General features: G+C 72.2%; 23 protein-coding genes. 9 read left to right on the top strand and 14 right to left on the bottom strand.

Annotation, left to right across the window (positions count from 1 at the left end):
- Positions 1 to 81 precede the first annotated feature (81 nt).
- The 4 genes from ACFYNX_RS19425 to ACFYNX_RS19410 are packed head-to-tail and all read left to right on the top strand — an operon-like array spanning position 82 to position 3606.
- Positions 82 to 1056: an ABC transporter ATP-binding protein gene (locus tag ACFYNX_RS19425; protein ID WP_388663396.1), complete on the top strand. Its 975-nt coding sequence runs from the start codon at positions 82 to 84 to the stop codon at positions 1054 to 1056.
- A complete protein-coding gene (locus ACFYNX_RS19420) occupies positions 1053 to 1964 on the top strand; it encodes an ABC transporter permease (protein ID WP_365544661.1) in 912 nt (303 codons plus the stop codon). The genes ACFYNX_RS19425 and ACFYNX_RS19420 overlap by 4 nt, the downstream gene beginning before the upstream one ends.
- Positions 1961 to 2872: an ABC transporter ATP-binding protein gene (locus ACFYNX_RS19415; protein WP_365544659.1), complete on the top strand. Its 912-nt coding sequence runs from the start codon at positions 1961 to 1963 to the stop codon at positions 2870 to 2872. Before ACFYNX_RS19420 ends, ACFYNX_RS19415 begins: the two co-directional genes overlap by 4 nt.
- Positions 2873 to 2886: 14 nt before the next feature.
- Positions 2887 to 3606 carry an ABC transporter permease gene (locus ACFYNX_RS19410; RefSeq protein ID WP_125660657.1) on the top strand — a complete coding sequence of 240 codons (720 nt, stop codon included), beginning with the start codon at positions 2887 to 2889 and terminating at the stop codon, positions 3604 to 3606.
- A gap of 127 nt (positions 3607 to 3733) precedes the next feature.
- Here the strand turns inward: ACFYNX_RS19410 and ACFYNX_RS19405 are convergent, their stop codons facing one another.
- Together ACFYNX_RS19405 and ACFYNX_RS19400 are read right to left on the bottom strand one after the other, a co-directional pair.
- A complete protein-coding gene (locus tag ACFYNX_RS19405; RefSeq protein WP_388663394.1) occupies positions 3734 to 5005 on the bottom strand; it encodes a CynX/NimT family MFS transporter in 1272 nt (423 codons plus the stop codon).
- Between the two features lie 110 nt (positions 5006 to 5115).
- Positions 5116 to 5805: a FadR/GntR family transcriptional regulator gene (locus ACFYNX_RS19400; RefSeq protein ID WP_388662789.1), complete on the bottom strand. Its 690-nt coding sequence runs from the start codon at positions 5803 to 5805 to the stop codon at positions 5116 to 5118.
- 123 nt (positions 5806 to 5928) lie between these two features.
- On the opposite strand from ACFYNX_RS19400, the gene lpdA reads away from it, so the two are divergent.
- Together lpdA and ACFYNX_RS19390 are read left to right on the top strand one after the other, a co-directional pair.
- A complete protein-coding gene (gene lpdA / locus ACFYNX_RS19395; RefSeq protein ID WP_365544653.1) occupies positions 5929 to 7332 on the top strand; it encodes a dihydrolipoyl dehydrogenase in 1404 nt (467 codons plus the stop codon).
- A gap of 95 nt (positions 7333 to 7427) precedes the next feature.
- Positions 7428 to 8087: a rhomboid-like protein gene (locus ACFYNX_RS19390; RefSeq protein WP_388663392.1), complete on the top strand. Its 660-nt coding sequence runs from the start codon at positions 7428 to 7430 to the stop codon at positions 8085 to 8087.
- Between the two features lie 157 nt (positions 8088 to 8244).
- On the opposite strand, the gene ACFYNX_RS19385 is transcribed toward ACFYNX_RS19390, so the two are convergent.
- The 9 genes from ACFYNX_RS19385 to ACFYNX_RS19345 form a co-directional block, all read right to left on the bottom strand.
- Positions 8245 to 9051, bottom strand: a complete 807-nt coding sequence (locus tag ACFYNX_RS19385; protein ID WP_388662787.1) for an HAD family hydrolase — start codon at positions 9049 to 9051, stop codon at positions 8245 to 8247.
- Positions 9048 to 10337, bottom strand: coding sequence for a serine--tRNA ligase (gene serS / locus ACFYNX_RS19380; RefSeq protein ID WP_365544647.1), 1290 nt, complete (start codon positions 10335 to 10337; stop codon positions 9048 to 9050). Before serS ends, ACFYNX_RS19385 begins: the two co-directional genes overlap by 4 nt.
- A gap of 487 nt (positions 10338 to 10824) precedes the next feature.
- The gene (gene pheA / locus ACFYNX_RS19375; RefSeq protein WP_365544644.1) at positions 10825 to 11760 is read right to left on the bottom strand and encodes a prephenate dehydratase; all 936 of its coding nucleotides are present in this window, start codon (positions 11758 to 11760) and stop codon (positions 10825 to 10827) included.
- Positions 11761 to 12000: 240 nt separating this feature from the next.
- Complete coding sequence (efeB, locus tag ACFYNX_RS19370; protein ID WP_388662785.1) at positions 12001 to 13302, bottom strand: iron uptake transporter deferrochelatase/peroxidase subunit; 1302 nt, start codon at positions 13300 to 13302, stop codon at positions 12001 to 12003.
- Positions 13303 to 13308: 6 nt separating this feature from the next.
- The gene (locus ACFYNX_RS19365; protein WP_388662783.1) at positions 13309 to 15315 is read right to left on the bottom strand and encodes a copper resistance CopC/CopD family protein; all 2007 of its coding nucleotides are present in this window, start codon (positions 15313 to 15315) and stop codon (positions 13309 to 13311) included.
- A gap of 111 nt (positions 15316 to 15426) precedes the next feature.
- Complete coding sequence (locus tag ACFYNX_RS19360) at positions 15427 to 15897, bottom strand: copper chaperone PCu(A)C (RefSeq protein WP_388662781.1); 471 nt, start codon at positions 15895 to 15897, stop codon at positions 15427 to 15429.
- The gene (locus ACFYNX_RS19355; RefSeq protein ID WP_365544633.1) at positions 15894 to 16634 is read right to left on the bottom strand and encodes an SCO family protein; all 741 of its coding nucleotides are present in this window, start codon (positions 16632 to 16634) and stop codon (positions 15894 to 15896) included. Before ACFYNX_RS19355 ends, ACFYNX_RS19360 begins: the two co-directional genes overlap by 4 nt.
- Positions 16635 to 16673: 39 nt before the next feature.
- Positions 16674 to 17450, bottom strand: a complete 777-nt coding sequence (locus tag ACFYNX_RS19350) for a YcnI family protein (protein ID WP_388662779.1) — start codon at positions 17448 to 17450, stop codon at positions 16674 to 16676.
- A gap of 170 nt (positions 17451 to 17620) precedes the next feature.
- Positions 17621 to 18406 carry a hypothetical protein gene (locus ACFYNX_RS19345; RefSeq protein WP_388662777.1) on the bottom strand — a complete coding sequence of 262 codons (786 nt, stop codon included), beginning with the start codon at positions 18404 to 18406 and terminating at the stop codon, positions 17621 to 17623.
- A gap of 228 nt (positions 18407 to 18634) precedes the next feature.
- Between ACFYNX_RS19345 and ACFYNX_RS19340 the strand changes: the two genes are divergently transcribed.
- The gene (locus tag ACFYNX_RS19340) at positions 18635 to 19123 is read left to right on the top strand and encodes an ATP-binding protein (protein WP_388662775.1); all 489 of its coding nucleotides are present in this window, start codon (positions 18635 to 18637) and stop codon (positions 19121 to 19123) included.
- A gap of 91 nt (positions 19124 to 19214) precedes the next feature.
- On the opposite strand, the gene ACFYNX_RS19335 is transcribed toward ACFYNX_RS19340, so the two are convergent.
- Together ACFYNX_RS19335 and ACFYNX_RS19330 are read right to left on the bottom strand one after the other, a co-directional pair.
- On the bottom strand, positions 19215 to 20675 hold the full coding sequence (locus ACFYNX_RS19335; protein WP_388662773.1) for an aminopeptidase P family protein: 1461 nt from the start codon (positions 20673 to 20675) through the stop codon (positions 19215 to 19217).
- A gap of 147 nt (positions 20676 to 20822) precedes the next feature.
- Positions 20823 to 22301: a PP2C family protein-serine/threonine phosphatase gene (locus tag ACFYNX_RS19330; protein ID WP_388662771.1), complete on the bottom strand. Its 1479-nt coding sequence runs from the start codon at positions 22299 to 22301 to the stop codon at positions 20823 to 20825.
- Between the two features lie 535 nt (positions 22302 to 22836).
- Here ACFYNX_RS19330 and ACFYNX_RS19325 point away from each other — a divergent pair.
- Both ACFYNX_RS19325 and ACFYNX_RS19320 read left to right on the top strand, forming a co-directional pair.
- On the top strand, positions 22837 to 23577 hold the full coding sequence (locus tag ACFYNX_RS19325; RefSeq protein ID WP_365544617.1) for a bifunctional DNA primase/polymerase: 741 nt from the start codon (positions 22837 to 22839) through the stop codon (positions 23575 to 23577).
- A gap of 171 nt (positions 23578 to 23748) precedes the next feature.
- Positions 23749 to 24444, top strand: a complete 696-nt coding sequence (locus tag ACFYNX_RS19320) for a hypothetical protein (RefSeq protein WP_388662769.1) — start codon at positions 23749 to 23751, stop codon at positions 24442 to 24444.
- A 220-nt stretch (positions 24445 to 24664) separates the two neighbouring features.
- Here the strand turns inward: ACFYNX_RS19320 and ACFYNX_RS19315 are convergent, their stop codons facing one another.
- On the bottom strand, positions 24665 to 25642 hold the full coding sequence (locus ACFYNX_RS19315) for a DUF5926 family protein (RefSeq protein WP_388662767.1): 978 nt from the start codon (positions 25640 to 25642) through the stop codon (positions 24665 to 24667).
- Between the last annotated feature and the right edge of the window lie 93 nt (positions 25643 to 25735).

Here is a 25735-nt window from a genome sequence, read left to right as displayed (position 1 = left end):
TGTACTCCTGTAGTCGGACAGAGGTCGAGCCGTTGGTCTGACGACACGTGTGGCGCACACCACTACCTTCGAAGCGTGACTGTGATCGCGACCGAAAGCCTCAGCATGCGGTTCCCCCGGGTGACCGCTCTCGACCGGCTCTCCCTGGACATCGGGCCCGGTGTGACCGGACTGGTGGGTGCCAACGGAGCCGGCAAGTCCACGATGATCAAGATCCTGCTCGGACTCTCCCCCGCCACGGAGGGCCGCGCGGAGGTCCTGGGCCTCGACGTCCGCACCTCCGGCGCCCAGATCCGCGAGCGCGTGGGATACATGCCCGAGCACGACTGCCTCCCCCCGGACGTCTCGGCCACCGAGTTCGTCGTCCACATGGCGCGCATGTCCGGGCTGCCCCCGGCCGCCGCCCGCGAGCGGACGGCCGACACCCTGCGCCACGTCGGCCTGTACGAGGAGCGCTACCGCCCCATCGGCGGGTACTCGACCGGCATGAAGCAGCGGGTGAAGCTCGCCCAGGCGCTGGTCCACGACCCGAAGCTGGTCCTCCTCGACGAGCCGACCAACGGCCTCGACCCGGTCGGCCGGGACGAGATGCTCGGACTGATCCGCCGGGTCTGGACCGACTTCGGCATCTCCGTCCTCGTCACCTCCCACCTCCTCGGCGAGCTGGAGCGCACCTGCGACCACGTCGTCGTCATCGACGGCGGACGCCTCCTGCGCTCCAGCTCCACCAGCGACTTCACCCGGACCACCACGACCCTCGCGGTCGAGGTCACCGACTCCGACGAGCACCCCGACGGCACGGCGGCCCTCCGCACGGCCCTCACCACCGCCGGCGTCACCCTCCACCCGGGCGTGGAGGAGGGCCTGCCCGGCGCCGGCCACATCCTGCTCCTGGAGGCCGCCGGGGAGGAGACGTACGACCTCGTGCGCGACACCGTCGCCGGTCTCGGCCTCGGCCTGGTCCGCATGGAGCAGCGCCGCCACCACATCGCCGAGGTCTTCCGTCCGAAGGCCGCCGAGGCGTCCACGCCGCACGAGGAGGTGCCGGCCCGATGAGCACCCAGATCCCCCAGCCCTCCCAGGCCGCTCCCGACACGACCCGGATCCACAACATCGGGTACCGGTCCTACGACGGCCCGCGCCTCGGCCGGGCGTACGCGCGCCGGTCGCTCTTCTCGCAGTCCCTGCGCGGCGCGTACGGACTGGGCCGCAGCGCCAAGTCCAAGGTGCTGCCGATGCTGCTCGCCGGCGTGATGTGCGTCCCGGCGCTGATCATCGTCGCCGTCGCGGTCGCCACCAAGCAGTCCAGGCTCTCGATCGAGTACACGCAGTACGCGATCTTCCTCCAGGTCGTCATCGGCATCTACCTGGCCTCCCAGGCGCCCCAGTCCGTCTCCCGCGACCTGCGGTTCAGGACCGTGCCGCTGTACTTCTCCCGCCCGATCGAGCGTGCGGACTACGTCCTCGCCAAGTACGGCGCGATGGCGTCGGCCCTCTTCATCCTCACGGCCGTCCCGCTCCTGATCATGTGGGTCGGCTCGATGCTCGCCAAGATGGACTTCGCCGAGCAGACCAGGATGTTCGGCCAGGGGCTCGTCTCCGTGGCGCTGCTCTCGCTGCTCTTCGGCGGGATCGGCCTCGTCATGGCGGCCCTCACCCCGCGCCGCGGCTTCGGCGTCGCCGCCGTCATCGCCGTCCTGACCATCTCGTACGGCGCGGTCTCGACGCTCATGGGCATCGCCTACGCCACGGAGAACCAGGGCGCCATCGAATGGCTCGGCCTGTTCTCGCCCATCACCCTCATCGACGGCGTGCAGACCGCCTTCCTGGGCGCACCGCCCATGTTCCCCGAGCTCGGAGGCCCGGGCGCCGGAGTCGGCGTGGTCTACCTCCTGGTCGTCCTCGCGCTGATCGCCGGCTCGTACGGCATCCTGATGCGCCGCTACCGAAAGGTCGGGCTGTGACCACGCTCCACATCGACCACGTCTCCCGCTGGTTCGGAAACGTCGTGGCCGTCAACGACGTCACGATGGCGGTGGGCCCCGGCGTCACGGGCCTCCTCGGCCCCAACGGCGCCGGGAAGTCCACCCTGATCAACATGATGGGCGGCTTCCTCGACCCCTCCACCGGCACCGTCACCCTCGACGGGCGGACGATCTGGGGGAACGAGTCTGTCTACCGCGACATCGGCGTCGTGCCCGAGCGGGAGGCGATGTACGACTTCCTCACCGGCCGCGAATTCGTCCTGGCCAACGCCGAACTCCAGGGCCTCGGCGCCAAGGAGGCCCAGCGGGCCCTGGCCACGGTCGAGATGGAGTACGCGCAGGACCGCAAGGTCTCCACGTACAGCAAGGGCATGCGGCAGCGCGTGAAGATGGCCTCGGCCCTCGTCCACGACCCGTCCGTGCTCCTGCTCGACGAGCCGTTCAACGGCATGGACCCGCGCCAGCGCATGCAGTTGATGGACCTGCTGCGGCGGATGGGCGCGGACGGCCGCACGGTCCTGTTCTCCTCGCACATCCTGGAGGAGGTCGAGCAGCTCGCCTCCCACATCGAGGTGATCGTGGCCGGACGGCACGCGGCCTCCGGCGACTTCCGCAAGATCCGCCGACTGATGACGGACCGGCCGCACCGCTACCTCGTCCGCTCCAGCGACGACCGGGCCCTCGCGGCCGCACTGATCGCCGACCCGTCCACGGCCGGCATCGAGGTCGACCACGCGGACGGCGGACTGCGCGTCCAGGCGGTCGACTTCGGGCGGTTCACGGAACTGCTGCCCAGGGTCGCGCGCGAGCGGGGGATCCGTCTGCTGACGGTCTCGCCCTCGGACGAGTCCCTCGAATCGGTCTTCTCGTACCTCGTAGCGGCCTGAAAGGAGCCCGACCGATGTACAACCCCACAGTCGCCCGGCTCACCTACCGGGCCCTCCTCGGCCGCCGCAGGGCCCTGATCCTCTTCCTGCTGCCCGCCCTGCTGCTGGTCATCGCGGCGGCGGTCCGCATGTTCAACGGCGCGGACGACCAGGTCGCGGCCGACGTCCTCGGCGGCTTCGCCCTGGCCACGATGGTGCCGCTGATCGGCGTGATCGCCGGCACGGGCGCGATCGGCCCCGAGATCGACGACGGCTCGATCGTCTATCTGCTGTCCAAGCCGGTGAAGCGGCCCACGATCATCTTCACGAAGCTGATCGTGGCGATCGCGGTGACGATGGTCTTCTCGGCGGTGCCGACGCTGATCGCCGGGTTCGTCCTCAACGGCAACGGCCAGCAGGTGGCCGTCGCCTACACGGTGGCGGCGCTCGTGGCCTCCATCGCCTACAGCGCCCTGTTCCTGCTGCTCGGCACGGTCAGCCGGCACGCCGTGGTGATCGGCCTGGTCTACGCCCTGGTGTGGGAGACCCTCTTCGGCTCCCTGATCTCGGGCGCCCGCACCCTGAGCGTCCAGCAGTGGGCGCTCGCCCTCGCGGAGAAGGTCACCGGTGACGGCCTGGTCACCTCCGAGGTCGGACTCCCCACGGCGGTGGTCCTCCTGGTGGCGGTCACGGTCGCGGCGACCTGGTTCGCCGGCCAGAAGCTCCGCCGACTGACCCTGGCCGGCGAGGAGTAGGCACGGAGAGGGACACGGAAGCGATACGGCTCCGAGGGTCGTCGCCCCCGGAGCCGGGAGGCCCCTGCGGAGCCGCCCCGCCCCTCCGGCCGGTTCCCCGGCTCCCCCGCCACGCCCGCCCGGGACCTCAGACCGTGCGGTTCCGGGCCGCGAGGATCCCCACGGCCAGGGCCGTCGCGCAGACGCCGAGGACCACGCAGATCGGCGCGGTCCAGGAGCCGGTGGCCTCGTGGAGGGCGCCGGCCGCCAGCGGACCGGCGGCGGCGAGCAGATAGCCGACCGTCTGGGCCATCCCCGAGAGCCCGGCCGCGATCACCGCGTCCCCCGAGCGCAGCACGATCAGGGTCAGGGCGAGCCCGACCGCACCGCCCTGACCGACGCCGAGGAGCGCCGACCAGAGCCAGGCACCCTCCACCGGTGCCACCATCAACCCGGCGTAACCGGCCGCGACCAGCGTGGTGACCAGCACGACCAGCGGGCGCTGGCTCCGCATCCGCCCGGCGAGGAGCGGCACCACGAAGGCGCCCGCCACCTGTACCAGGTTGTTGAAGGCGAAGACCACACCGGCGGTGGAGCGGTCCATCCCGTGGTCGACGAAGATCGTCGGCATCCAGGCGATCAGCACGTAGGTCCAGAGCGACTGCAGGCCCATGAAGAGGGTGACCTGCCAGGCGAGCGCCGAGCGCCAGACGTTCACCGGGCGGGCGCCGCCGGCCGGGACGGCCCGTACGGCGTGTCCCGTACGACCGCGGGCGATCAGGACCTGGGGCAGCCAGGCGAACGCCGCCACCGCGGCGAGCAGCGACCAGAAGCCGAGGGAAGCCTCCCAGCCACCGCCCAGGGCCTTCTCCAGGGGCACGGCCGCCGCCGCGGCCACCGTGGCGCCCGCGATCATCGCCCCCGTGTAGACCGAGGTCATCGCCGCGGCCCGGTCCGGGAAGTCACGCTTGATCAGACCCGGCATGAGCACGTTGAGCAGGGCGATCGCCGTTCCGACGAGGATCCCGCCGCCGTACAGCGCGTACACGGACGGCAGCACGCGCGCGAGGACGCCGACGCCGAGCAGGAGGAGCGCCGCGAACAGCACGCGCTCGGCACCGAACCGGCGCCCCAGCCACGGTGCCACCGCCGCGCCCGCGCCGAGGAAGAGCACCGGCACCGAGGTGACGAGCGAACTCGCCGTCGCGGAGAGCCCGAAGGCGGCGGATATCTCGCCGACCAGGGGAGCCACGCTCGCGAGGGCCGCCCGCATGTTGAGCGAGGCCAGCACGATCCCCACGAGGAGCAGCGCCGGATGCGCGAGGAGGGCACGCCGGGCCGCCGCCCCGGCCGCCGAGGACCGGACCGCGGCCTCGGCGTCGACCAGCACGGGCGCGAGGTCCGGCGCGGAGCCGGACACGGGCGCGGAGCCGGGCACAGGTGTGATGCCGGGTGCGGTCACGGGCGTCGACGCGTCCGCTCCCGTACCTGACGCACGTGCCCCCGTACCGGACGTACGTGCTCCGGCGCTCATCGGGTCCGCTCCGTCAGCGCCGTCAGTGCCGTGACCGTCTCCATCGGCACCCGCAGCAGTTCGCGGGCCTGCCGTTCCGCCGCCTCCGGATCGCCCGCCTCGACGGCGGCCACCAGGGCCTCGTGGGCGTCGATGTCGACCGGCGGCATCTCCCGGTCGCCGAGGGCCTCCACCAGGACTTCGTGGACCTGGGCGGAGAAGAAGCGGTAGACCTCCACGAAGGCCGCGTTGTGGGTCGCGCCGACGACCGCCAGGTGGAAGGCGAGGTCCGCGTCGGCGTCCCGGTCGCCCTCCTCCCGCAGGGTGGTCAGGGCGGCTCGCAGCCGCAGCAGGTCGTGGGTGTCGCGCCGGGCGGCGGCGAGCCGGGCCGCCTCGGCCTCCAGGGCGACCCGGAGTTCGAGTACGTCGGCCGCGCCCGCGTGCCGTACCCCGTGCAGGACGGCCGCCGGATCCGCCGTGGACCGGACGAAGGTGCCGTTGCCCTGACGGGACTCCAGGAGCCCGGCGTGGACGAGGACCCGGACGGCCTCGCGGACGGTGTTGCGGCCCACCCCGAGCTGCTGCGCGAGCTCGTGCTCGGTGGGGATGCGGTCCCCGACCGCCCACTCCCCGCCTGCGAGCTGACCGCGGAGCTGTTCCACCGCGGAGTCCACCAGCGAGGTCCGCCCCGCCGCCTTGAGTGCCATGCCGTCCCGACCTCTCCATTTGCCCGGTTGCCCAGTCATCCTACAACTCACCACCCCGAGAACACGGGGCTACTGTGGGGCCGTACGCGGACCGCACACCCTCATCACCCTCGGGAGTCAGTCATGTCAGACCGCTTCGACGTCGTCGTACTCGGAGCCGGCCCCGGCGGTTACGTCGCCGCCATCCGCGCCGCCCAGCTCGGCAAGCGGGTCGCGGTCGTCGAGGAGAAGTACTGGGGCGGCGTCTGTCTGAACGTCGGCTGCATCCCCACCAAGGCGCTGCTGCGCAACGCCGAACTCGCCCACATCTTCCAGCACGAGGCCAAGACCTTCGGCATCAAGGTCGACGGCACCGTCTCCTTCGACTACACGGAGGCGTTCCGCCGCAGCCGTACGGTCGCGGACGGCCGCGTCAAGGGCGTCCACTACCTGATGAAGAAGAACGGGATCACCGAGTTCGACGGCCGGGGCACCTTCCTCGACGCGAACACCCTCCAGGTGGCCAAGTCCGACGGCACCTCGGAGACGATCGCCTTCGACAACTGCGTCATCGCCACCGGCGCCACCCCGCGCCTGCTGCCGGGCACGTCCCGCACCGACCGCGTGGTGACGTACGAGGAGCAGATCCTCGCCGAGGACGCCCCGAAGTCGATCGTCATCGCCGGCGCCGGCGCGATCGGCATCGAGTTCGCGTACGTCCTGAACAACTACGGCACCAAGGTCACGATCGTCGAGTTCCTCGACCGCATCGCCCCGCTGGAGGACGAGGACGTCTCCAAGGAACTGGCGAAGCAGTACCGCAAGCTCGGCATCGACGTCCTGACCTCGACCCGCGTCGAGACCATCGACGAGTCCGGCCCGCAGGTCCGCGTCACCGTCACCGGCAAGGACGGCGCCCAGAAGGTCCTGGAGGCCGACAAGGTCCTCCAGGCGATCGGCTTCGCCCCGAACGTCACCGGCTATGGCCTGGAGAACACCGGCGTCGCCCTGACCGAGCGCGGCGCGATCGACGTCGACGGCCGCTGCCGCACCTCCGTGCCGCACATCTACGCCATCGGCGACGTCACCGCGAAGCTGATGCTCGCGCACACCGCCGAGGCCATGGGCGTCATCGCCTCCGAGACCATCGCGGACGCCGAGACGATGGAGCTCGACTACCCGATGATCCCGCGCGCCACCTACTGCCAGCCGCAGATCGCCAGCTTCGGCTGGACCGAGAAGCAGGCGCGCGAGAAGGGCTTCGACGTCAAGGTCGCGAAGTTCCCCTTCACCGCGAACGGCAAGGCGCACGGCCTCGGCGACGCCACCGGCTTCGTCAAGATCGTCGCGGACGCGAAGTACGGCGAGATCATCGGCGCCCACCTGATCGGTCCCGACGTCACCGAGCTGCTGCCCGAGCTGACCCTGGCCCAGCAGTGGGACCTCACGGTCCACGAGGTCGCCCGGAACGTCCACGCGCACCCGACCCTGGGCGAGGCCGTGAAGGAGGCGATCCACGGGCTCGCCGGCCACATGATCAATTTCTGAGATTCCTCCCGCGACCTGGCGGTTTCGCCGGGAATCGCACAGGTTCGGGTGATAGGCACTGAAAGGTGCCGAGCGAAAGGGCGCCGAACGACGAGGTGCCGAGCAGAACCCCTCCGGGTGGCGAACCGTCCCGGCCGATCAGGTCGTGGGTGCGTTCGTCACCCGGCACGCACGCGTGGCTGGCGGTCATCGCGCTCACCAGCCTCGTCATCGCGCTCGCCCCGCCCGGCGTGGAGAACTACTTCCTCCACCGCAACAGCAGCAACCTGCACCAGCTCGCGCACCATCCGGTCCGGGCCCTGCTCGGCAGCGCGTTCTGGATCGAGGACCCGGCCGGCATCGTGCTGTACGCGGCGCTCTTCGAGCTCCTGCACGCGCCCGTGGAGCGCTGGCTCGGCACCGCGAAGTGGCTCTTCATCGTCGCCGCCGCGCACGTCACGGCGACGCTCGTCAGCCAGCAGGTGGTCCTGGCGGCCATTCGCCTCCACGACGTGCCGCGCAGCATGGCCCACGTCGTCGACATCGGGGTCAGTTACGGGCTCGCCGCCTCGGCGGGCATCCTCACCTACCGGCTCGCCCGCCCCTGGCGCTGGCTCTACCTGGCGGGCGTGGTCGCGTTCTTCGTCGTCCCGCTCGTCACCGAACGCACGTACACCGATCTGGGGCACACGATCGCCCTGGCCGTCGGTCTCGCCTGCTACCCGCTGACGCGCGGAAAACAGGTCGCACACGAACGGCGACCCGGCGCACACTAGGCGTACGGGGGACACGGGGGATCTCCCGAGGGGAGGGGCGGCCGCTTCGAGCGCGCGGACCACGGTCCGCGCGGGCCGCCCCTCCTTTTTGAAAGTCTCGAGTCTGCAAGCCTCGAGCTTTCTCGGCCTCGGAACCCCTCCGAAGACCCGGGCCGGTTCAGCCGGCCAGCAGGCGCTCCAGGACGACCGCGATGCCGTCCTCCTCGTTCGAGGCGGTCACCTCGTCGGCCACCGCCCGCAGCTCCGTGTGCGCGTTGCCCATGGCCACGCCGTGGGCCGCCCAGCCGAACATCGGGATGTCGTTGGGCATGTCGCCGAAGGCGATCGTCTCCGCCGCCTTCACACCCAGCCGGCGCGCGGCGAGCGAGAGACCCGTCGCCTTGCTGAGGCCGAGCGGCAGGATCTCCACGATGCCGGGCCCCGCCATGACGATGTCCACGAGCCCGCCGACCGTGGCGCGGGCGGCCCGGGTCAGCTCGTCGTCGGTCAGCGTCGGGTGCTGGATGTAGAGCTTGGTCAGCGGTGCCGACCACAGCTCCGCCGGGTCCTCGTACGGCACGTACGGCAGCGGGCCCTCGTGGGCCAGGTAGCCGGGGCCCATCAGGACCTCGCCCTCCAGGCCGTCGCGGCTCGCGGCGAGGGCCAGCGGGCCCACCTCGGCCTCGATCTTGGACAGGGCCAGGCCGGCGAGCTGCCGGTCCAGGGTCAGCGAGGTCAGCAGCCGGTGCTCACCGGCGTGGTAGACCTGCGCACCCTGCCCGCACACCGCGATCCCCTCGTAGCTGAGGTCGTCGAGGATGTGCCGGGTCCAGGGGACCGCCCGGCCGGTGACCACGATGTGGGCGGCGCCCGCCGCCGTCGCGGCGGCGAGCGCGTCCCGCGTACGGTCCGAGACGGACTCGTCGGACCGCAGCAGCGTCCCGTCGAGGTCCGTCGCGACCAGGCGGTAGGGGAAGGGGCTCACTTGGCGATCGGCTCCAGGACCTCACGACCGCCGAGGTACGGCCGGAGCACCTCGGGCACCCGCACCGAGCCGTCGGCCAACTGGTGGTTCTCCAGGATCGCCACGATCGTGCGCGGTACGGCGCACAGCGTGCCGTTCAGGGTGGCCAGCGGCTGCACCGTCTTCTTGCCGCCCTGCTCGTCGCGCATGCGGACGGAGAGGCGGCGGGCCTGGAAGCTGTCGCAGTTCGACGCCGAGGTCAGCTCGCGGTACTTGCCCTGGGTCGGGATCCACGCCTCGCAGTCGAACTTGCGGGAGGCGGAGGCGCCGAGGTCACCGGTGGCGACGTCGATGACCTGGAACGGCAGTTCCAGACCGGTCAGCCACTGCTTCTCCCACTCCAGGAGGCGCTTGTGCTCGTCCTCCGCGTCCTCGGGCGCGACGTACGAGAACATCTCGACCTTGTCGAACTGGTGGACGCGGAAGATGCCGCGGGTGTCCTTGCCGTACGTACCGGCCTCGCGGCGGAAGCAGGGCGAGAAGCCCGCGTACCGCAGCGGCAGCTTGTCGGCGTCGATGATCTCGTCCATGTGGTACGCGGCGAGGGGGACCTCGGAGGTGCCGACGAGGTAGTAGTCGTCCTTCTCCAGGTGGTACACGTTCTCCGCGGCCTGGCCGAGGAAGCCGGTGCCCTCCATGGCGCGCGGGCGGACCAGCGCGGGGGTCAGCATGGGGATGAAGCCGGCCTCGGTGGCCTGGGCGATCGCCGCGTTGACCAGGGCCAGTTCCAGGAGGGCGCCGACGCCGGTCAGGTAGTAGAAGCGCGAGCCGGAGACCTTGGCTCCCCGCTCCACGTCGATGGCGCCGAGCGCCTCGCCCAGCTCCAGGTGGTCCTTGGGCTCGAAGCCCTCGGCCGCGAAGTCGCGGACGGTGCCGTGCGTCTCCAGGACGACGAAGTCCTCCTCGCCGCCGACCGGGACGTCCGTGTGGACGATGTTCCCGAGCTGGAGCAGCAGGCGCTTGGCCGTCTCGTCGGCCTCGTTCTGCTCGGCCTCGGCGGCCTTGACGTCGGTCTTGAGCTGCTCGGCCTTCTGCAGGAGTTCGGCGCGCTCCTCCGGGGTGGCCCTGGGGATCAGCTTGCCGAGCGCCTTCTGCTCGGATCGGAGCTCGTCGAAGCGGACGCCGGACGACCTGCGCCGCTCATCGGCGGAGAGCAGGGCGTCGACGAGGGAGACGTCCTCTCCACGGGCGCGCTGGGAGGCGCGAACACGGTCGGGGTCCTCACGGAGCAGGCGAAGGTCAATCACCCCACCAGGCTACCGGTGCGTGTCGGCGCGACCCCACCGGATAAGGGGGCGTGTGCCGTTTCACCCGAATTGCCACTCTCGGAAATGCCGGAGGTGAGGCGTGTGCATTTAGTTATCCACAGGCTGTGTGGAAGTTCTGTGGACTATGGAAAGAGTCGCAGGCTTTTCTCGCCCCGCGCCTGGGAAATCCGTGATCAAACAGCATCGAGACACTCATTCGGGTGGGAATCACTCACTCCGAAGAGTGGGTCCTTCGGGCGATGCTGACGGGGGCGCGGGTGGAGCGCTGTGGATGGAGCCTTCGGTGAAGGGGTGCGGCCAGGGCGATTTGTCGACCTTGCCGGAGTGCGGTGTCGACTTGTCCCCAGGTCGTACGGAATACCTGTGGATAACCTCTGTGGGTAACCGAAAAGTATGCAGGTAGGACTAGTGGTTCGTACCTGTGGACGACCGCGCACGCTCCGGAGGGCGATCCGTCATTCTCGGATCAGGCCCGACCGTCCTGGGCCCTCGCCAACCAGTCGGAGGCCGCCATGAACTCCCCGTCCGAGGTGCCGCGCCGCAGCGCCCGCACGTCCTCGACCGCGACGCCCGCCCGCGGGTACGAGCCGAGGAAGCGCACCCTGGGGCAGATCCGCTTGAGCCCCATCAGCGCCTCCCCCACCCGGCGGTCCGCGATGTGGCCCTCGGCGTCCACGGCGAAGCAGTAGTTCCCGATCCCCGCGCCCGTGGGACGGGACTGAATCAGCATCAGGTTCACCCCGCGCACCGCGAATTCCTGGAGCAGTTCGAGGAGGGCACCCGGATGATCGTCACCCAGCCACAGCACCACCGAGGTCTTGTCCGCGCCCGTCGGGGCCGCGGGCCGGGCCGGCCGGCCCACGAGCACGAACCGCGTCTCGGCGTTCTCCGCGTCGTGGATCTCGGTGACCAGCGCTTCCAGGCCGTACGTCGCCGCCGCGAACTCCCCCGCGAAGGCGGCGTCGAAGCGGCCCTCGCGCACCAGCCGGGCCCCGTCCGCGTTGGACGCGGCCGACTCCCACACGGCGTCGGGCAGGTGCTTCCGCAGCCAGTTCCGGACCTGCGGCTGGGCCACCGGGTGGCCCGTGACCGTCTTGATCTCCGAGAGTTCGGTCCCGGGCCGGACGAGGAGCGCGAAGGCGATCGGCAGGAGCACCTCGCGGTAGATCATCAGCGGCTCGCCGGAGGCCAGTTCGTCCAGGGTCGCGGTCACCCCGCCCTCGACCGAGTTCTCGATCGGGACGAGCGCGGCGGCGGCCTCCCCGTTCCGTACGGCGTCGAGGGCGGCCGGGACCGAGACCATGGGGACGAGCTCCCGTGTCGCGGCCTCGGGAAGCGTGCGCAGCGCCGCTTCGGTGAAGGTGCCTTCGGGGCCGAGATAGGTGTACCGGGTGGCGGACATACCGTCACCCTAATGGTCCCCGGAGGCCGCCGACGGCTGTCCGCCGGACACCGCTGCCCACCATCGGCCGGGCACCGGCGCCGCGCTCCGTCCTCCGTCGGGCGACCGCGCCCCGCTCCGGCGACGGCCGGGCCCCGGCGTCCGGACCCTCCGGCGGCCGGACGCCTCGCGGCGGTCGTCGTCCGGGCGGTCTCACGCCTCCGGGAAGCGCTGGTCTCACGCCTCCAGAAGGCGCTGGTCTCACGCCTCCAGGAGGCGCTGGCCCACGTACTCGCCCTCGGCGGAGCCGCCCGGCACCGCGAAGAGGCCGCTCGACTCGTGGCGGACGAACGGGGACAGCGCGTCGCCCCGGTCGAGCTTGCGCTGCACCGGGACGAAGCCCCGGAGCGGGTCCGCCTGCCAGCAGACGAAGAGGAGACCGGCGTCCGGCGTCCCGTCCGGACCGATGCCGTCGTGGAAGGAGAACGGCCTGCGCAGCATCGCCGCCCCGCCGTTCTGTTCGGGGGCGGAGATCCGGGCGTGGGCGTTGTCGGGGATCACCGTTCCGCCGTCGGGGCCCCGCTTGTTCAGGTCGAGCGCGGCGGTCTCGGCGCCGCCGGTGAGCGGAGCCCCGTCGGACTTCCGGCGCCCGATCACCTTCTCCTGCTCGCCCAGCGGCAGCTTCTCCCAGTCGTCCAGGAGCATCCGGATCCGGCGCACCACCGCGTAGGAACCGCCGGCCATCCACTCCTCGGCACCGGCGGCTCCGGCGGGGACGAAGATCCGCCGGTCGAAGTCGGGGTCGGAGGGCTTCGGGTTGCGGCTGCCGTCGACCTGGCCCATGAGGTTGCGGGAGGTCATCGGCCGCGCGGTGGCACCGGCCGAGCGGTTGAAGCCGTTCATCTGCCAGCGCACCCGGGCCGCGTTCCCTGCGTCCTTCTGCACGGCCCGCAGCGCGTGGAAGGCGACGAGGGCGTCGTCGGCACCGACCTGCACCCACAGATCGCCCTCCGAGCGCCGGGGGTCCAGGGCGTCCGAGGAGAAGGCCGGCAGCGGGTCCAGCCCGGCGGGGCGCCGGGCGGCGAGGCCGGTGCGGTCGAAGAAGGTGCGGCCGAAGCCGAAGGTGAGCGTGAGGGAGGAGGGGCCCGCGTCGAGCGCGACCCCGGTGTCCCGGGTTGGCGCCTCGCCCGCCATCAGCACCTTCGCCGTGGCCGACCAGCGGCGCATCAGCGCGATGGCCTCCTTGCGCCCGGCTCCGGGGGCGAGGTCGAAGGCGACCAGATGGCCACGGGCCTGGAGCGGGGTGGTGATGCCCGCCTGATGTTTCCCGTGAAACATCACCTCGGTCGAGCCGACGGTGGTCAGGGCCGCCGCACTCCCGGCGCCGTTCGCGGAGCCGGTGTCCTCGCCGGACACGGCCGCCGAGATCCCGGCGCCGCCGGCCGCGCCGGCGATCAGGCCGACCGCGCCCGCCGCGCCGACGGTGCCGAGCAGCCGTCGCCGGGAGACCTCGAGGACGCCGGTCTCGCTCTTGTCGCGCTCGCTGTTGTCGCTCTCGCTCACGGGGGATCAGCCGATCTTCACGTTCTTGTCGATGGTGGTCTGGTCGATGTCGGAGGTACGGACGGTCACCTGGATCCGCCACTCGCCGGGCATCGGGATCTGGACGCCGCTCGCGCTCCAGTGTCCGGCCTGGATGCGGTCGGGGGCGACGGGCAGCGGGCCCACGTTCTTCGCCTCCAGGGTGAGGGCGATCTTGATCTCGGGGACGTCCAGCGGCTTGCCGTCGGGGCGTTCGACGTAGAGGTGCAGCCCGTTGGCGCCGGTGCGGCCGGGATCGAGGCTGAGCCGCACGACGCCCTTGCCGTCGACGCCGCCGGTGTCGAAGGGCAGCCGGAGGTCGACGGGCCGGTCGGGCACGGCGACCGGGCCGGAGGCGGCGTTGGACCGTCCGGCCTCCTCCTCGGTACGGCCGGGCTCGGTCGCGGTGAGGACGGTGGTCACGGCGAGGAGCACGACGGCGACGGCGGCCTCGGTCAGCACCGAGCGGCGCAGCCCGGACCGCTCGGGGTCGGCGTCCCGCTCCCGCTTGCGCCGGGCGGTGGCCACGGCGGCCCGCTGCCGGGCGAGCTGAGCGGCCCGCTCGGGATCGACGCCGGATGCGGCGGCAGGAGCCCCGCCGCTCTCGGTCTCGTCCGCTTCCCCGGACTCCGAGGCGTCCTCCGCTTCCTCCGCTTCCTCCGCTTCTTCTTCCTCCCCCGTCTCCCTCTCGGTCGAAGTCAGGTCCTTGGTCGAAGTCGGGCCCTCGGTCGGAGTCGGGTCCTCCGCCGAAGGCAGGTCCGCGAGCCTCTGTGTCCAGCGGCGGGAGATCCAGGCGATCCCGACGAGGACGCCCATCAGGCCGATCTTGACGAGGAGGAGCTGGCCGTAGCGGGTGCCGGTCAGGGCGGACCAGGAGCCGACCTGGCGCCAGGACTGGTAGAGGCCGGTGGCCGCGAGGACGGCCACGGAGGCGAAGGCGACCTTGGAGAAGCGTTCGACGGCGGCGCGGTCGACGGAGGGCGTCCGGTAGAGGGCCACCAGCAGCACGGTGAGGCCGCCGAGCCAGGCGGCCACGGCGAGGAGGTGCAGGATGTCCACGGGCATGGCGATGCCCGGCTGGATTCCGGTCGAGGCGTGCTCGGCCAGGGCCCAGGTGCCGGCGATCCCGGTGGCCACCACGGTGCCGCCCACGCCGAGGCCGAAGACGAGGTCCCTCTTCTCCTTCGGGTCGGTGCGCCGGGTGTAGGAGCCGAAGAGGACGGCCACGAAGAGCGCGGCCGCGCCGAGCAGCAGCAGCCGGGAGGTGAGCGCGGCCCCGGTCTTCGTCTCCAGGACGCTCTTCAGGCCCGCGAGGTCGAAGGCGTCGGAGAGTTCGCCGGAGCCGGTGTACGGGTTGCGCAGGAGCAGCATCACCAGGGTGGCGCCGGTGAGGGTCAGCCAGGCCCGCACCACCGTCCGCTGCACCGGGCGGACGCTCGCGCCGTGCGGCCAGCAGACCAGGACGAAGGCGCCGCCGCCGACGAGGACGGCGAAACCGGCGTACGAGAGGTAGCGCGCGATGCCGTAGAGGGCCCCGACGAGTCCGCCGCCGGGCTCCTGGTCGGGCAGGGCGACGGAGGTCTGGGAGGGGGCTCCGATGGAGAAGGTGAAGGCGCCGGCGACGGGGTGGCTGTCGGCGGAGACGGCCTGCCACGCCACGGTGTACGTGCCGTCGGGCAGCCCGGCGCGGAGCCCCACCCCGTACCGCACGACGGAGCCGCTGCACAGGTCGCGTATCTCGCCGGTGTCGGCCCGCCGTCCCGCCGGGTCGAGGACCCGGATGGAGTCGGCGCTCATGGCGACCTGCTCGGAGAAGGTGAGGTTGACCTCCTTGGGCGCGGTGACGACCACCGCCCCGTCCTGCGGGTCGCTGCCGGTGAGCGCCGCGTGCGCGGAGGCGGGCGCGGCGCCGGCGAGCAGCGTGCCGAGGAGCGCGGCCGCGAGGATCAGCAGCCGTGCCAGGGCGGTGCCGAGGCGCGGGGCGGTGGTTGTCATCTCTGGGTCACTCCGTCGGTCAGTTCTGTGCGAACCGGTCCTGTGCGTGCCGGTCCTGCGCGGGATCGGGTTCCTGCGCGAACCGGTTCCGTGCGAACTCCGTCAACGCGGTCAGTGCTGCTGCGGGTTGTGGTTGGCGGCCTCGACGGGAAGGTCGACCTTGATCGGGTCGGACTTCTCGAAGTGGAGCTCGACGCTGACCTTGTCGCCCTGCCGGGGCTTCTCCTTCAGCGACATGAACATGATGTGGTTGCCCCCGCGTGCCAGGGAGAGCTTCCCGTTCGCGGGGATGTCGAAGAACTTCACCTCCTGCATCTTCTGGTTCTTCGTCTCGTGGATCGTGACGTCGTCCGAGACCGGGCTGGTGACGGAGGTCAGCCGGTCGGCCGTGTCGCCGTCGTTGGTGATGGTGAGGAAGCCGCCGGCCATGTCCATCACCGGCTGGGGCATGAACGCGCCGCTGACCTTCAGTTCCGGCTTCCCGTGCCCGGCCGAACCGTCGGACGAGGACGAGCACCCGGTCAGCGCGAGCGAGGCGGCGAGGGCCACGGCGGCGGACAGGGCGGTGGTGCGGCGGTTCACGGGTTCTCCCCCTTGATGAGCTTCGGCAGGTCCTTGGCGTAGTCCTCGACGGTCGTGTCCTCGCCGTACAGGACGTAGCCCTGGTCGGTGGTGGGCGAGAAGGCGATCACCTGGGCCCCGTGCATGGAGACGACCTTGCCGTCCTTCTCCTTCTTCGGCGGGTCGATGCCGATGCCGATCTGCCGGGCACCCGCCTGGATGGCGGAGAACTCGCCGGTGAGACCGGTGAAGGAGGGGTCGCCGGCGGCGGGCAGCCACTTGGCGAGCTCGGCGGAGGTGTCCCGCTCGGGGTCGGTGGTGACGAAGACGACCTGGAGCTTGTCCTGGTCGGCCTTGGGGAGCTGCTTCTTGGCGATGGCGATGTTGCTCATCGTCATGGGGCAGACGTCGGGGCAGTGCGTGTAGCCGAAGTAGATCAGGGTCGGCTTGCCCTTGGTGCGCTCGCGCAGGTCGTACGTCCGGCCCTTGGTGTCGGTGAGGACGAGCGCGGGCTTGGGGTACGGCCGGTCCAGGACGGTCGCGGCCCTGGTGGAGTCGGAGCCGCCGGAGACCTCGGCGACGGAACCCTTGCCTGTGCCGGAGGCCTTGCCGTCGTCACCGAGGCCGACGGCCACGGTGATCCCGACCGCCGCGGCGATCGCGGCCGCGGCGATGACCAGCGGGGTGCGCCGGCCCGGGCGGCCCGGACGCGCCGGACCGCCCTCGGACTCGGGGGTGTTCTTCTTCTGTGCGGACATGCTGTTTCTTTCCGTGTCCTTCGGGAGGAAGTACGGCCGTCAGGCCGAGCGGCGGCGGCCGGCGAGGACGCCGAAGGCCACACCGGCCACGCCGACGAGGATGCCGACGACGCCGAGGATCCGGGCGGTGGTGTCGGAGGAGGAAGAGGAGGAGGAAGCCACGGCGTCCTTGCCGTGGTCGCCCGCCTTGTCGTCGTGACCCTCCTTCTCCCCGGTGGAGGCGGAGGCGGTGGCGGACGGCGCGGCGCCGCCGCCGTGGTGGTCGTCGGACGCGGCGGAGAGCTTCAGGACGGGGGCCGGGTTCTGCGGCTCCTCGGCGCCCTCCTTCTGCTCCTCGATCCAGCGCACGACCTCCTTGTTGGAGTACGTCTGGACCGACTTGAGGACGAGCTGGTCGGCGTCCTCGGGCAACTGCCCGAGGGAGAGCGGGAAGGTCTGGAAGAAGCCGGGCTCGATCCCCTTGCCGTCGGCGGTCCAGGTGACCTTGGAGACGGCCTCGTTGATCTTCTTGCCGTGCAGCTCCAGCGGCTTGTCGAGCTTGCTCTTCGTCACCTCGGCCTTCCAGCCGGGGACGGGCTGCGGCATGACGGAGGCGAGCGGGTGGTCGAGCGGGAAGTTGACCTCCAGCTTCACGGTGGAGGCGTTGTCGCGCTCGTTCGGCACCTTGATGTTGACGGTCGCGTAGCCCCCCTTGGCGGCCTCGCCCAGCGGCTGCACGCTGACGTGCGCGAAGGCGGTGCCGGAGAGCAGCACGACGGAGGAGAGGGCGATGCCCCCGGCGAGGGCGGCACGGGTGGAGATGCGGGAAACGCTCATGACGGGACACTCCAGCTCGGAGAGGAAACGGAGAAGGACGGGAAGGTCGGCACGCCGGGTCGGGAAACCAGGTAGGGAATCCGGCAAGGGAACCCTGAACGGCAACCCGGGACGGGAATCCGGTCAGGCGTGCGGACGGACGCGGTCCCACTCCTGTCGAGCGGACCGCGTCAGGCTGCGAGGACGCAGTCGGCGGCCGGCGGCCCGCGCCTGATCACCGTGTCCCTGAGCGCCTCGGCCACCGGCGGCGGCGAGGAGTCGAAGGCCGTGCGGAGGGTCCGCCGGGGCGCGGTGCGCGCCGCCGACGGCAGCCCGGCGAGCAGGGCCCGTACGAGACGGAGCGCGGCCCGCAGCGAGCGGACCCGGGTGTGCTCCGCGAGCTCCGTCACGCCCTGCTCGGAGAGGTCGACGAGCCGGCCGAGGGCGCGATCGCCGCGCCGCAGCAGCCAGCCCGTGGCCAGGGCGGCGAGCAGGTGCCCCAGGAGCATGGGCAGGCCGGGCAGCAGGCCGTCGGCGGGGACGGCCGCCGAGGCGACCGCGCCGTGCCCCGCGTGGGCGTGGACGGCGGCCGGGTCGAGCCCGGCGTCGGTGAGGATCCTGGTGGCGTCGGTGGGGCTGAGGGACGCGGCCCCCGCCCCGCAGACCAGGCGCGCCGCCATCCGGACGAGGGCGTCGTCGGCCTGTGCGCCCAGGGCGAGCCGGTGCTGCCCGAGGCCGAAGAGGACGTGCAGGCCGAGCTGTCCGGCCGCGAGGGCGCCGACGACGGAGCCGAGGGAGCGTTCGCGTCCGCCGAAGAGGACGGCGACCCCGAACACGCCGAGGAAACCGGCGGCCAGGGACCACGGGGCGACGCCCGCGCACGCCGCGAGGGCGTGTCCCAGCGCGGACAGCACGACGCAGACCGCGGTGAACACCGCGGCCCTCAGCAGTCGTGGGCCGAGCGCGGGGGCAGACATGGCGGGCCCATCATCGCACCACGCCTCCCACCGCCGTACGGCAGGTCCGGAAGGTCGTCCTTGGGTCTCTTCGGGCCGACATACACCGGCCTGCCTGCTCCGGGCATCCGCCGAACGAGCGCTCTTGACGCCTCCGGGGGCTTACGGAACCGCCCGCACGGCAATAGGTACCGGTACGTCGTGCCGCAGGACCACGGGTCCGCCGAGCCGATGCCGGGAGGCTGGAGCATGAGCATCTGGTGGTCACTCCATCTGCGGCGCGAAGCCGCGAGCGTGCCGCTCGCGCGCCGGCTACTGCTGGGCACGATGGAGACCGCGGGGGTCGACCCCGACGTGTCGTACGAGCTGTCGGTGGCGCTGACCGAGGCGTGTGCGAACGCGGTCGAGCACGGCGGCGCGGGCGCGGCCCCCGGCACGGTGCCGGACGGCCTCGGCGGCCCCGACGACCCGGGCGGGGCGCTCTCGGGGGCGTACCGGGTGACGGCGTACCTGGACGGCGAGACCTGTCGCATCGAGGTGGCCGACTCGGGGCCCGGCTTCCCGTACGCGGAGCTCCCCGCGGCCCCGGCGGACGCCGAGCACGGACGCGGGATGCGGCTGATCGAGGAGCTCTCCGACCACGTGCAGTTCGGCAACCGCTCGGGCCGGGGCGGCGCGGTGGTCAGCTTCGACAAGATCCTGAAGTGGAAGGACACCCCGTCCCTCCTCATGGCGTAGCCGCCCCGGGGCGCCGGAGGGACACGGGTACGGAGAAGGGCCCCCGCCGGTCGGTCGGCGGAGGCCCTTCGTGTTCCAACGTACGCGGAGGTCAGCCCTTCAGCGAGGCCATCCACGCCTCGACCTCGTCGGAGCGGCGCGGCAGCGCGTCCGAGAGGTTCCGGTTGCCGTCCTCGGTGACGAGGATGTCGTCCTCGATCCGGACGCCGATGCCCCGGTACTCCTCCGGTACGGTCAGGTCGTCGGCCTGGAAGTACAGACCCGGCTCGACGGTCAGGCACATGCCCGGCTCGAGCGTCGTGTCGACGTAGGCCTCGGTGCGCGCGGCGGCGCAGTCGTGGACGTCCATGCCGAGCATGTGGCCGGTGCCGTGCAGGGTCCAGCGGCGCTGGAGGCCGAGCTCCAGGACGCGCTCGACCGGACCCTCGACCAGGCCCCACTCGACGAGCTTCTCGGCGAGGACGCGCTGGGCGGCGTCGTGGAAGTCGCGGTAGGCGGCGCCCGGCTTCACCGCGGCGATGCCGGCCTCCTGCGCCTCGTACACGGCGTCGTAGATCTTGCGCTGGAGGTCGGTGTACCGGCCGTTGATCGGCAGGGTGCGGGTGATGTCGGCGGTGTAGAGCTCGTTCGTCTCCACGCCGGCGTCGAGCAGCAGCAGGTCGCCGGAGCGCACGTCGCCGTCGTTGCGCACCCAGTGCAGGGTGGTGGCGTGCGGTCCCGCGGCGCAGATGGAGCCGTAGCCGATGTCGTTGCCCTCGACGCGGGCGCGCAGGAAGAACGTGCCCTCGATGTAGCGCTCGCTGGTGGCCTCGGCCTTGTCGATGACCTTGACGACGTCCTCGAAGCCGCGGGCGGTGGCGGCGCAGGCCTTCTCCAGCTCGGAGACCTCGAAGGAGTCCTTCACGAGGCGGGCCTCGGAGAGGTACACGCGCAGCTCTTCGTCGCGCTCGGCGGTGACCTTGTCGGTCAGCGCGGCCTCGATGCCGGCGTCGTGGCCGCGGACGGCGCGGACCGGGCCGGTGGCCTCCGCGAGCGCGCCGGCGAGCTCGCGCACGTCCTTGGCCGGGATGCCGAGGAGCTGCTCGGCCTCGGCGAGGGAGTGGCGGCGGCCGACCCACAGCTCGCCCTGGCCGTCGAGCCAGAACTCGCCGTTCTCGCGGTCGGAGCGCGGCAGCAGGTAGATCGTGGCCTCGTGGCCGTCCTCGGCCGGCTCCAGGACGAGGACGCCGTCCTGGGTCTGGTCGCCGGTGAGGTACGCGTACTCGGTGGAGGCGCGGAAGGCGTACTCGGTGTCGTTCGACCGGGTCTTCAGCTTGCCGGCCGGGATCACCAGGCGCTCGCCCGGGAAGCGGGCGGAGAGCGCGGCGCGGCGCTCGGCGGTCCGGTCGGCCTGGGCGATCGGCTCCAGGCCGTGCAGCTCGGTGTCGGCCCAGCCGGACTTCATGTTCTCGGCCAGCTCGTCGGACACGCCCGGGTAAAGGCCGTTCTTGCGCTGCTTGATCGGCTGGTCTTCGGTCTCTTCCGGGGTCTCCGGGGTGAGCTCCTCGGCCACGGGTCTGCCTCCTCTGGTACGACACTGAACCCCCACCATCGTACGGTCGTACGGAAGGGGGCCCAGGGCCGGAAGGCCCATTACCGGAACGTCACGGTCCGCTTACTCGGGCGGCCCCGGCACGCGTACGCGTCCCCACTCGGATCCTCACTCGAAACGGACCGCGAGCAGGACCACGTCCTCCCCCTCCACGGTCGGGTCGAGGCCCTCGGGCAGGAGGGTCCGCAGGACGTGGTCGGCGACCGCGCCCGGGTCGGACCGGTCCGCTCCCGGCACGCTCGCGGCCGCCGCGTGGAGCCGGGCGAAGGCCCGGTCCGTGGCGTCGCCGGTACGGCGCAGCAACCCGTCCGTGTAGAGGAGCACCGTTTCTCCCGGCGCGGGGGACAGCTCCACGCTCGGCGCCTCCCAGCACGTCAGCATCCCGAGGGGGGCCGACAGCGAGGTCTCGACGAACTCGGTGCGGCGGTCGCCGACGACCAGCGGCGGGGCGTGCCCGGCCCCGGCGAGCACGATCCGGCGCTGCGCGGGTTCGGCGTACGCGAAGAGCGCGGTCGCGGAGCGGGCGGGTTCGGTGAGCCGCAGCAGGAGTTCGAGGTCGGAGAGGACGGCGACCGGGTCCTCGCCCTCCATCACCGCGTACGCCCGGAGGGAGGCGCGCAGCCGGCCCATGGCGGCGAGCGCGCTGGGGCCGGTCCCGGAGACGGAGCCGACGGCGAGGCCGAGGGCGCCCTCGGGCAGCGGCAGCGCGTCGTACCAGTCGCCGCCGCCCTGCGAGCCGGTGAGGTGGCGGACGGCGAGCCGGACGCCGGGGACGCGGGGGAGCCGGCTCGGGAGCAGCTCCTCGGCGACGGTGGCGACCCGCACGCGGGCGCGCTCGACCTGGAGGAGCCGGGCGAGGTGCTCGGTGGCGAAGCGGCCGTAGAGCCCGATGAGGTGGCGCCGGCGTTCGTCGGGTTCGGCGGGCTCGTCGTAGAGCCAGACGGCCGCGCCGAGCCCGCCGGCCTCCTCGGTGGCGAGGGGCAGGGCGTAGCTGGCGGCGTAGCCGAGACGGGCGGCGACCTCGCGGTGGCGCGGGTCGAGCCCCTCCTCGGTGCGCACGTCGCGGATGGCGATCGGCTCGGGCACGCGCGCGGGGCGGGTGGAGGAAGGACGGGTGGACGTGGGGCCGGCTTCGGGCAGGCCGTCGAGGAGGCGGCCGTAACCGCCCGAGCCGCGCGGGACGGTCTCGATGGTGCCGAGGTCGGCGTGGGCGAGGCCGAGGCCGATGGTGCCGGCGGGGCCGAGGCCGTCGGCGGGTTCGAGGACGGCCATGCCGCGGCGGGCGCCGACGAGGGCGGCTCCGGCGCCGAGCACCTCGCGGAGGGCCCCGTCGAGGGAGGAGGTCTTGATCAGACGCTCGGTGAGTTCGTGCAGGGTGGTGAGGTCGGAGACCCAGGAGGCCAGCCGGTCCTGGATCAGGACTCCGGGGGGCAGGGCCGCGTCGGAGGGGGCCGCGGCCGGGGGAACTCCGGGGAGGGGCGCCGCAGTGTGCGGTGGCGCGGGAACCGTTGAATCGATTCCAGCCACTTTCGGCAGACGCGGGGCACTCATGCCAGTCGGCTTTCCGACCGGTGCGTTTGACGCCATAGCATCGCAAACCCCCATGTCATCCTGCGCCGCTCGATGTACCCACATGTACACGCACAAGAGGAGCGATGTCCAGCATTGTCCCCACGGGAAAAGTGGTGTCCGTGAGGTCGTGCGAGAGGGTTGAAGTAAGCGGGAAGTTGGCCGAAAATTACCCCCGGTGTGCACCTTTTGCGGTCGACTGGCGTCGTTTGAAAGCGCGTCATTCCGAGCGTGCGGGGTACGTAAACGGTGACAGGCAGGGGCAGTTGCGATCGCCCCGGAACGTGATGCGGGACCCCGGCGTCTTCCACGCCGCAGGCCGCGGCCCGCCACCGACTGGCGGGGAACGTGTTCTGAACCGCTCCGGATCTGACCTGGCTCCATCGGGCTCCACCTGGCTCCACCGGGATGTACACGGTTTTTCCGGCCCGGCCGGCCCCGCCCCCACGCGGTCCGGCACTCCGCCGACCCGGTACGCGCTGATACGCACGGTGAATGAATCTGCACGTGGTGTGTTGGGAATTCGGCGTTCAACGGAAAGGAACGAGCGCTCATGCGCGAGATCCTCGGAAGGCGACGCAGGCTCCGGTTCCGGCGGGGGGCGAGGACCGCACGGCTCGACGCGGCGGTCACCTTCGCCGTCGAATGGAACTGGCCCGTCCTGCCGGGCGCGGGCCTGCGAACGACGCCCCGCACGGCCGCGGGCCTCAAGGTGCTGTCCCGTACGGCCGCGGGTCTGAAGATCCTGCTCCGCGCGGACGCGGAACCCGGCTGTTCCTGTCCCGACCCCGACTGCGTGGTGCCCGGCGCGCACCCCTACGACCCCGGACTGCTCGCGGCCACCACGGACGAGCGCATGGTCCGCTGGTGGTGGACCGCGCGCCCGGACGCCCCGGTGGTCCTCGCCACGGGCGGCGGCGCGCCCTGCGCGGTCAGCCTCCCCGCGCCGGCGGGCGCCCGGGCCCTCGCCGCGCTCGACGCCACGGGCATGCGCCTCGGGCCGGTGATCGCCACCCCCACCCGGTGGTCGATCCTCGTCGCCCCGTACGACCTGGAACGGTTGGGCGAGCTGCTGTACGCGAAGGACAGCGTGCCCAGTTCGCTGAGGTTCCACAGTGAGGGCGGCTATCTCTTGCTCCCGCCCTCGGTCGCGGGCTCCGGACAGGTCCGCTGGGAGCGGGCGCCCCTCGCGGGCTCGGCCCGCCCGTGGCTGCCGGACGTCGAGGCGGTGGTCGACGCCCTGGTGGAGGCGAGCACGAGCACGCCGGGCGGCGGAAGCCGGCTGGCGTACTGAGGCCGGACCGCCGTCCCCCGTCGCGCACGGCGGCGGTCGTTCACCCGAACGGGTGCGTCCCGGACCGATTCGTACGGGAAACGGGTGCGCGGCCGTCCGGGCACCCGTGGTCCGCCGCTATGTTCGCCCCACCGTTCAGGATCTCCAGCCGAGCAGGAGCAGGTGGGCCCGATGACTCCGGTGAACCTCCGCGTGGTCGCACTCGGGGCCGCCGTCACGGCCGCCGTCCTGCTCCCGCTCGTCGCGACGGCGGGGCCGGTGGGTCCGGCGGGACCGGTGGGTGCGGAGGAATCGGCGAAGGCGGCGGGGAATGCCGCGCGGCCGGCCGGTGCCCGGAGCGAGGGCGACGGCAAGTCGGGGGACGACGGGGAGACCGGACGCGACGGAGAGGCGCGGGGACCGTGGAAGGGCCTCGGCGCCGGATCCCGTACGGCGGAGCCGACCGTTCCCGCGACCCCCTCCGACCCTCCCGCTCCTTCCGTCCCTCCGGCCCCCGACGCACCGGTGGCGTCGGAGCGGATCACGCGCTGTGGGCCGGAACTCGCCTCTCCCGGCGGGGTCGAGGCGCAGACGTGTGTCCTGAACGAGGGGTCCGATGTCTGGGCGCGTACGTACTACCGCAACACCACGGGACAGGAACTCGACGCGTTTCTGACCCTCATGGCCCCCGGCGGGCGGACCGTGCACGTGCGCTGCGCGGTTCCGGCGCAGGACGAACCGGGTACCTGCGAGACGCCCCGGGAGCGCGGCGCGGGCGCGGTCACGGCGTATGCGGCGGTGGCGGAGTTCGCCGGCGCGGGCGAGGGCTGCAGCACTCCGCTGCTGCTGCGGGCGGGCAGCAACACGGTGGACCGCGAAGGAAGTTGAACGTCGGACGCCCCGGCCGGGCCGGAAGCGGACATGGAAAGGCCCGGTCGCTGGCGACGGGGGATGCACCAGCGACCGGGCTTCCAGAACCGTAACAAGAGATCTGCGGTTCGCAAATTCGATCTCGGTTATTCGGACAGGGATTTACCTGTCCGAAGACCGGGTTGTGGTGGAAGTCACCGACTGGTCGGTCTGTCAGTCACCGATACCACCTGGGGTATCAGCTCAGAGTGACCTGACGGTTCGTGAGGCCGCCGCGCGCCCGTCGCTCCTCCGCGGTGAGCGGAGCGTCCGAGGCGAGCGCCCCGGTCAGCCGCTCGAAGAACTCGGCGGCCGGCTTCTCGCACTCCTCGGCGGTCATGGAGGTCGGCAGGTCCCACACCGGCACCACGAGGCCGTGGGCGCGGAAGGAGCCGACGAGCCGGGTGTAGGAGCCGAGGGAGGTGTCGCCGGCGGCCTGGAGCCGGGCGAGCGCGTCGAGGAGCTTCTCCTCCGGGTACGGCATGACCCAGCGCAGGTGGTTCTTGTCGGGGGTCTCGCACCAGTACGCGGAGTCGACGCCCGTGAGGCGGACGGTCGGGATCGCGGCCGCGTTGGCCCGCTCCAGGGAGGCGGCGACCTCCGGGTCGGCGCCGTCCGCCGACTGCGGGATCCAGAACTCGAAGCCCGTGTGGACCTCGGGGGCGAACGCGGCGTCGGCGTCCAGCAGGTCCTGGAGGCGCGGGCCCTCGGCCGGCACGCGGCGCGCGGGCACCGGGGTGCCCGGCTCGGCCTCCAGGGCGCGCTGGAGGGTGTCGGCGAGGTCGCGGGCCAGGTCGCCGGAGGTGGAGTCGTTCTGCAGGGCGAGCAGGACGGAGCCGTCGTCCCTGCGGAGCGCCGGCCACGCCATCGGCAGCACGGTCGCGAGGGTCACGGACGGCACGCCCTCGGGCAGCCCGCCCTTCAGGGTGAGCGGCACGGTCGCGGCGGGCACCAGCTCGCGCAGCGCGACCCAGTCGCACTCGCCGGGCAGACCCTCGAAGGGACGCTGGACGAGCTCGGTGACGGCGTGCGCGGCGGCCCGGCCGTGACACGCCTTGTAGCGGCGGCCCGAACCGCACGGGCACGGCTCGCGCGCGCCGACGACCGGGATCTCCCCGCTCGTGACCTGTGCCTGGCCGGCCTTGCCGGCCTTCGTCTGGGGGCGCTTCTTGGCCATGGTGTGGCTTTCTCCCGATCGCGGCGGTGCTTGTGTGCGGTGCTGTTTCGGGCGCGAGCCTAGCCGCCCCGGCCGCCACCGCCCCTCAGGCGG

The sequence above is a fragment of the Streptomyces sp. NPDC007872 genome, assembly GCF_042868165.1.
GTDB lineage: Bacteria > Actinomycetota > Actinomycetes > Streptomycetales > Streptomycetaceae > Streptomyces.
The sequence above is the reverse complement of the archived record's forward strand: the minus strand, read 5'-3'. Positions and strand labels throughout refer to the sequence as shown.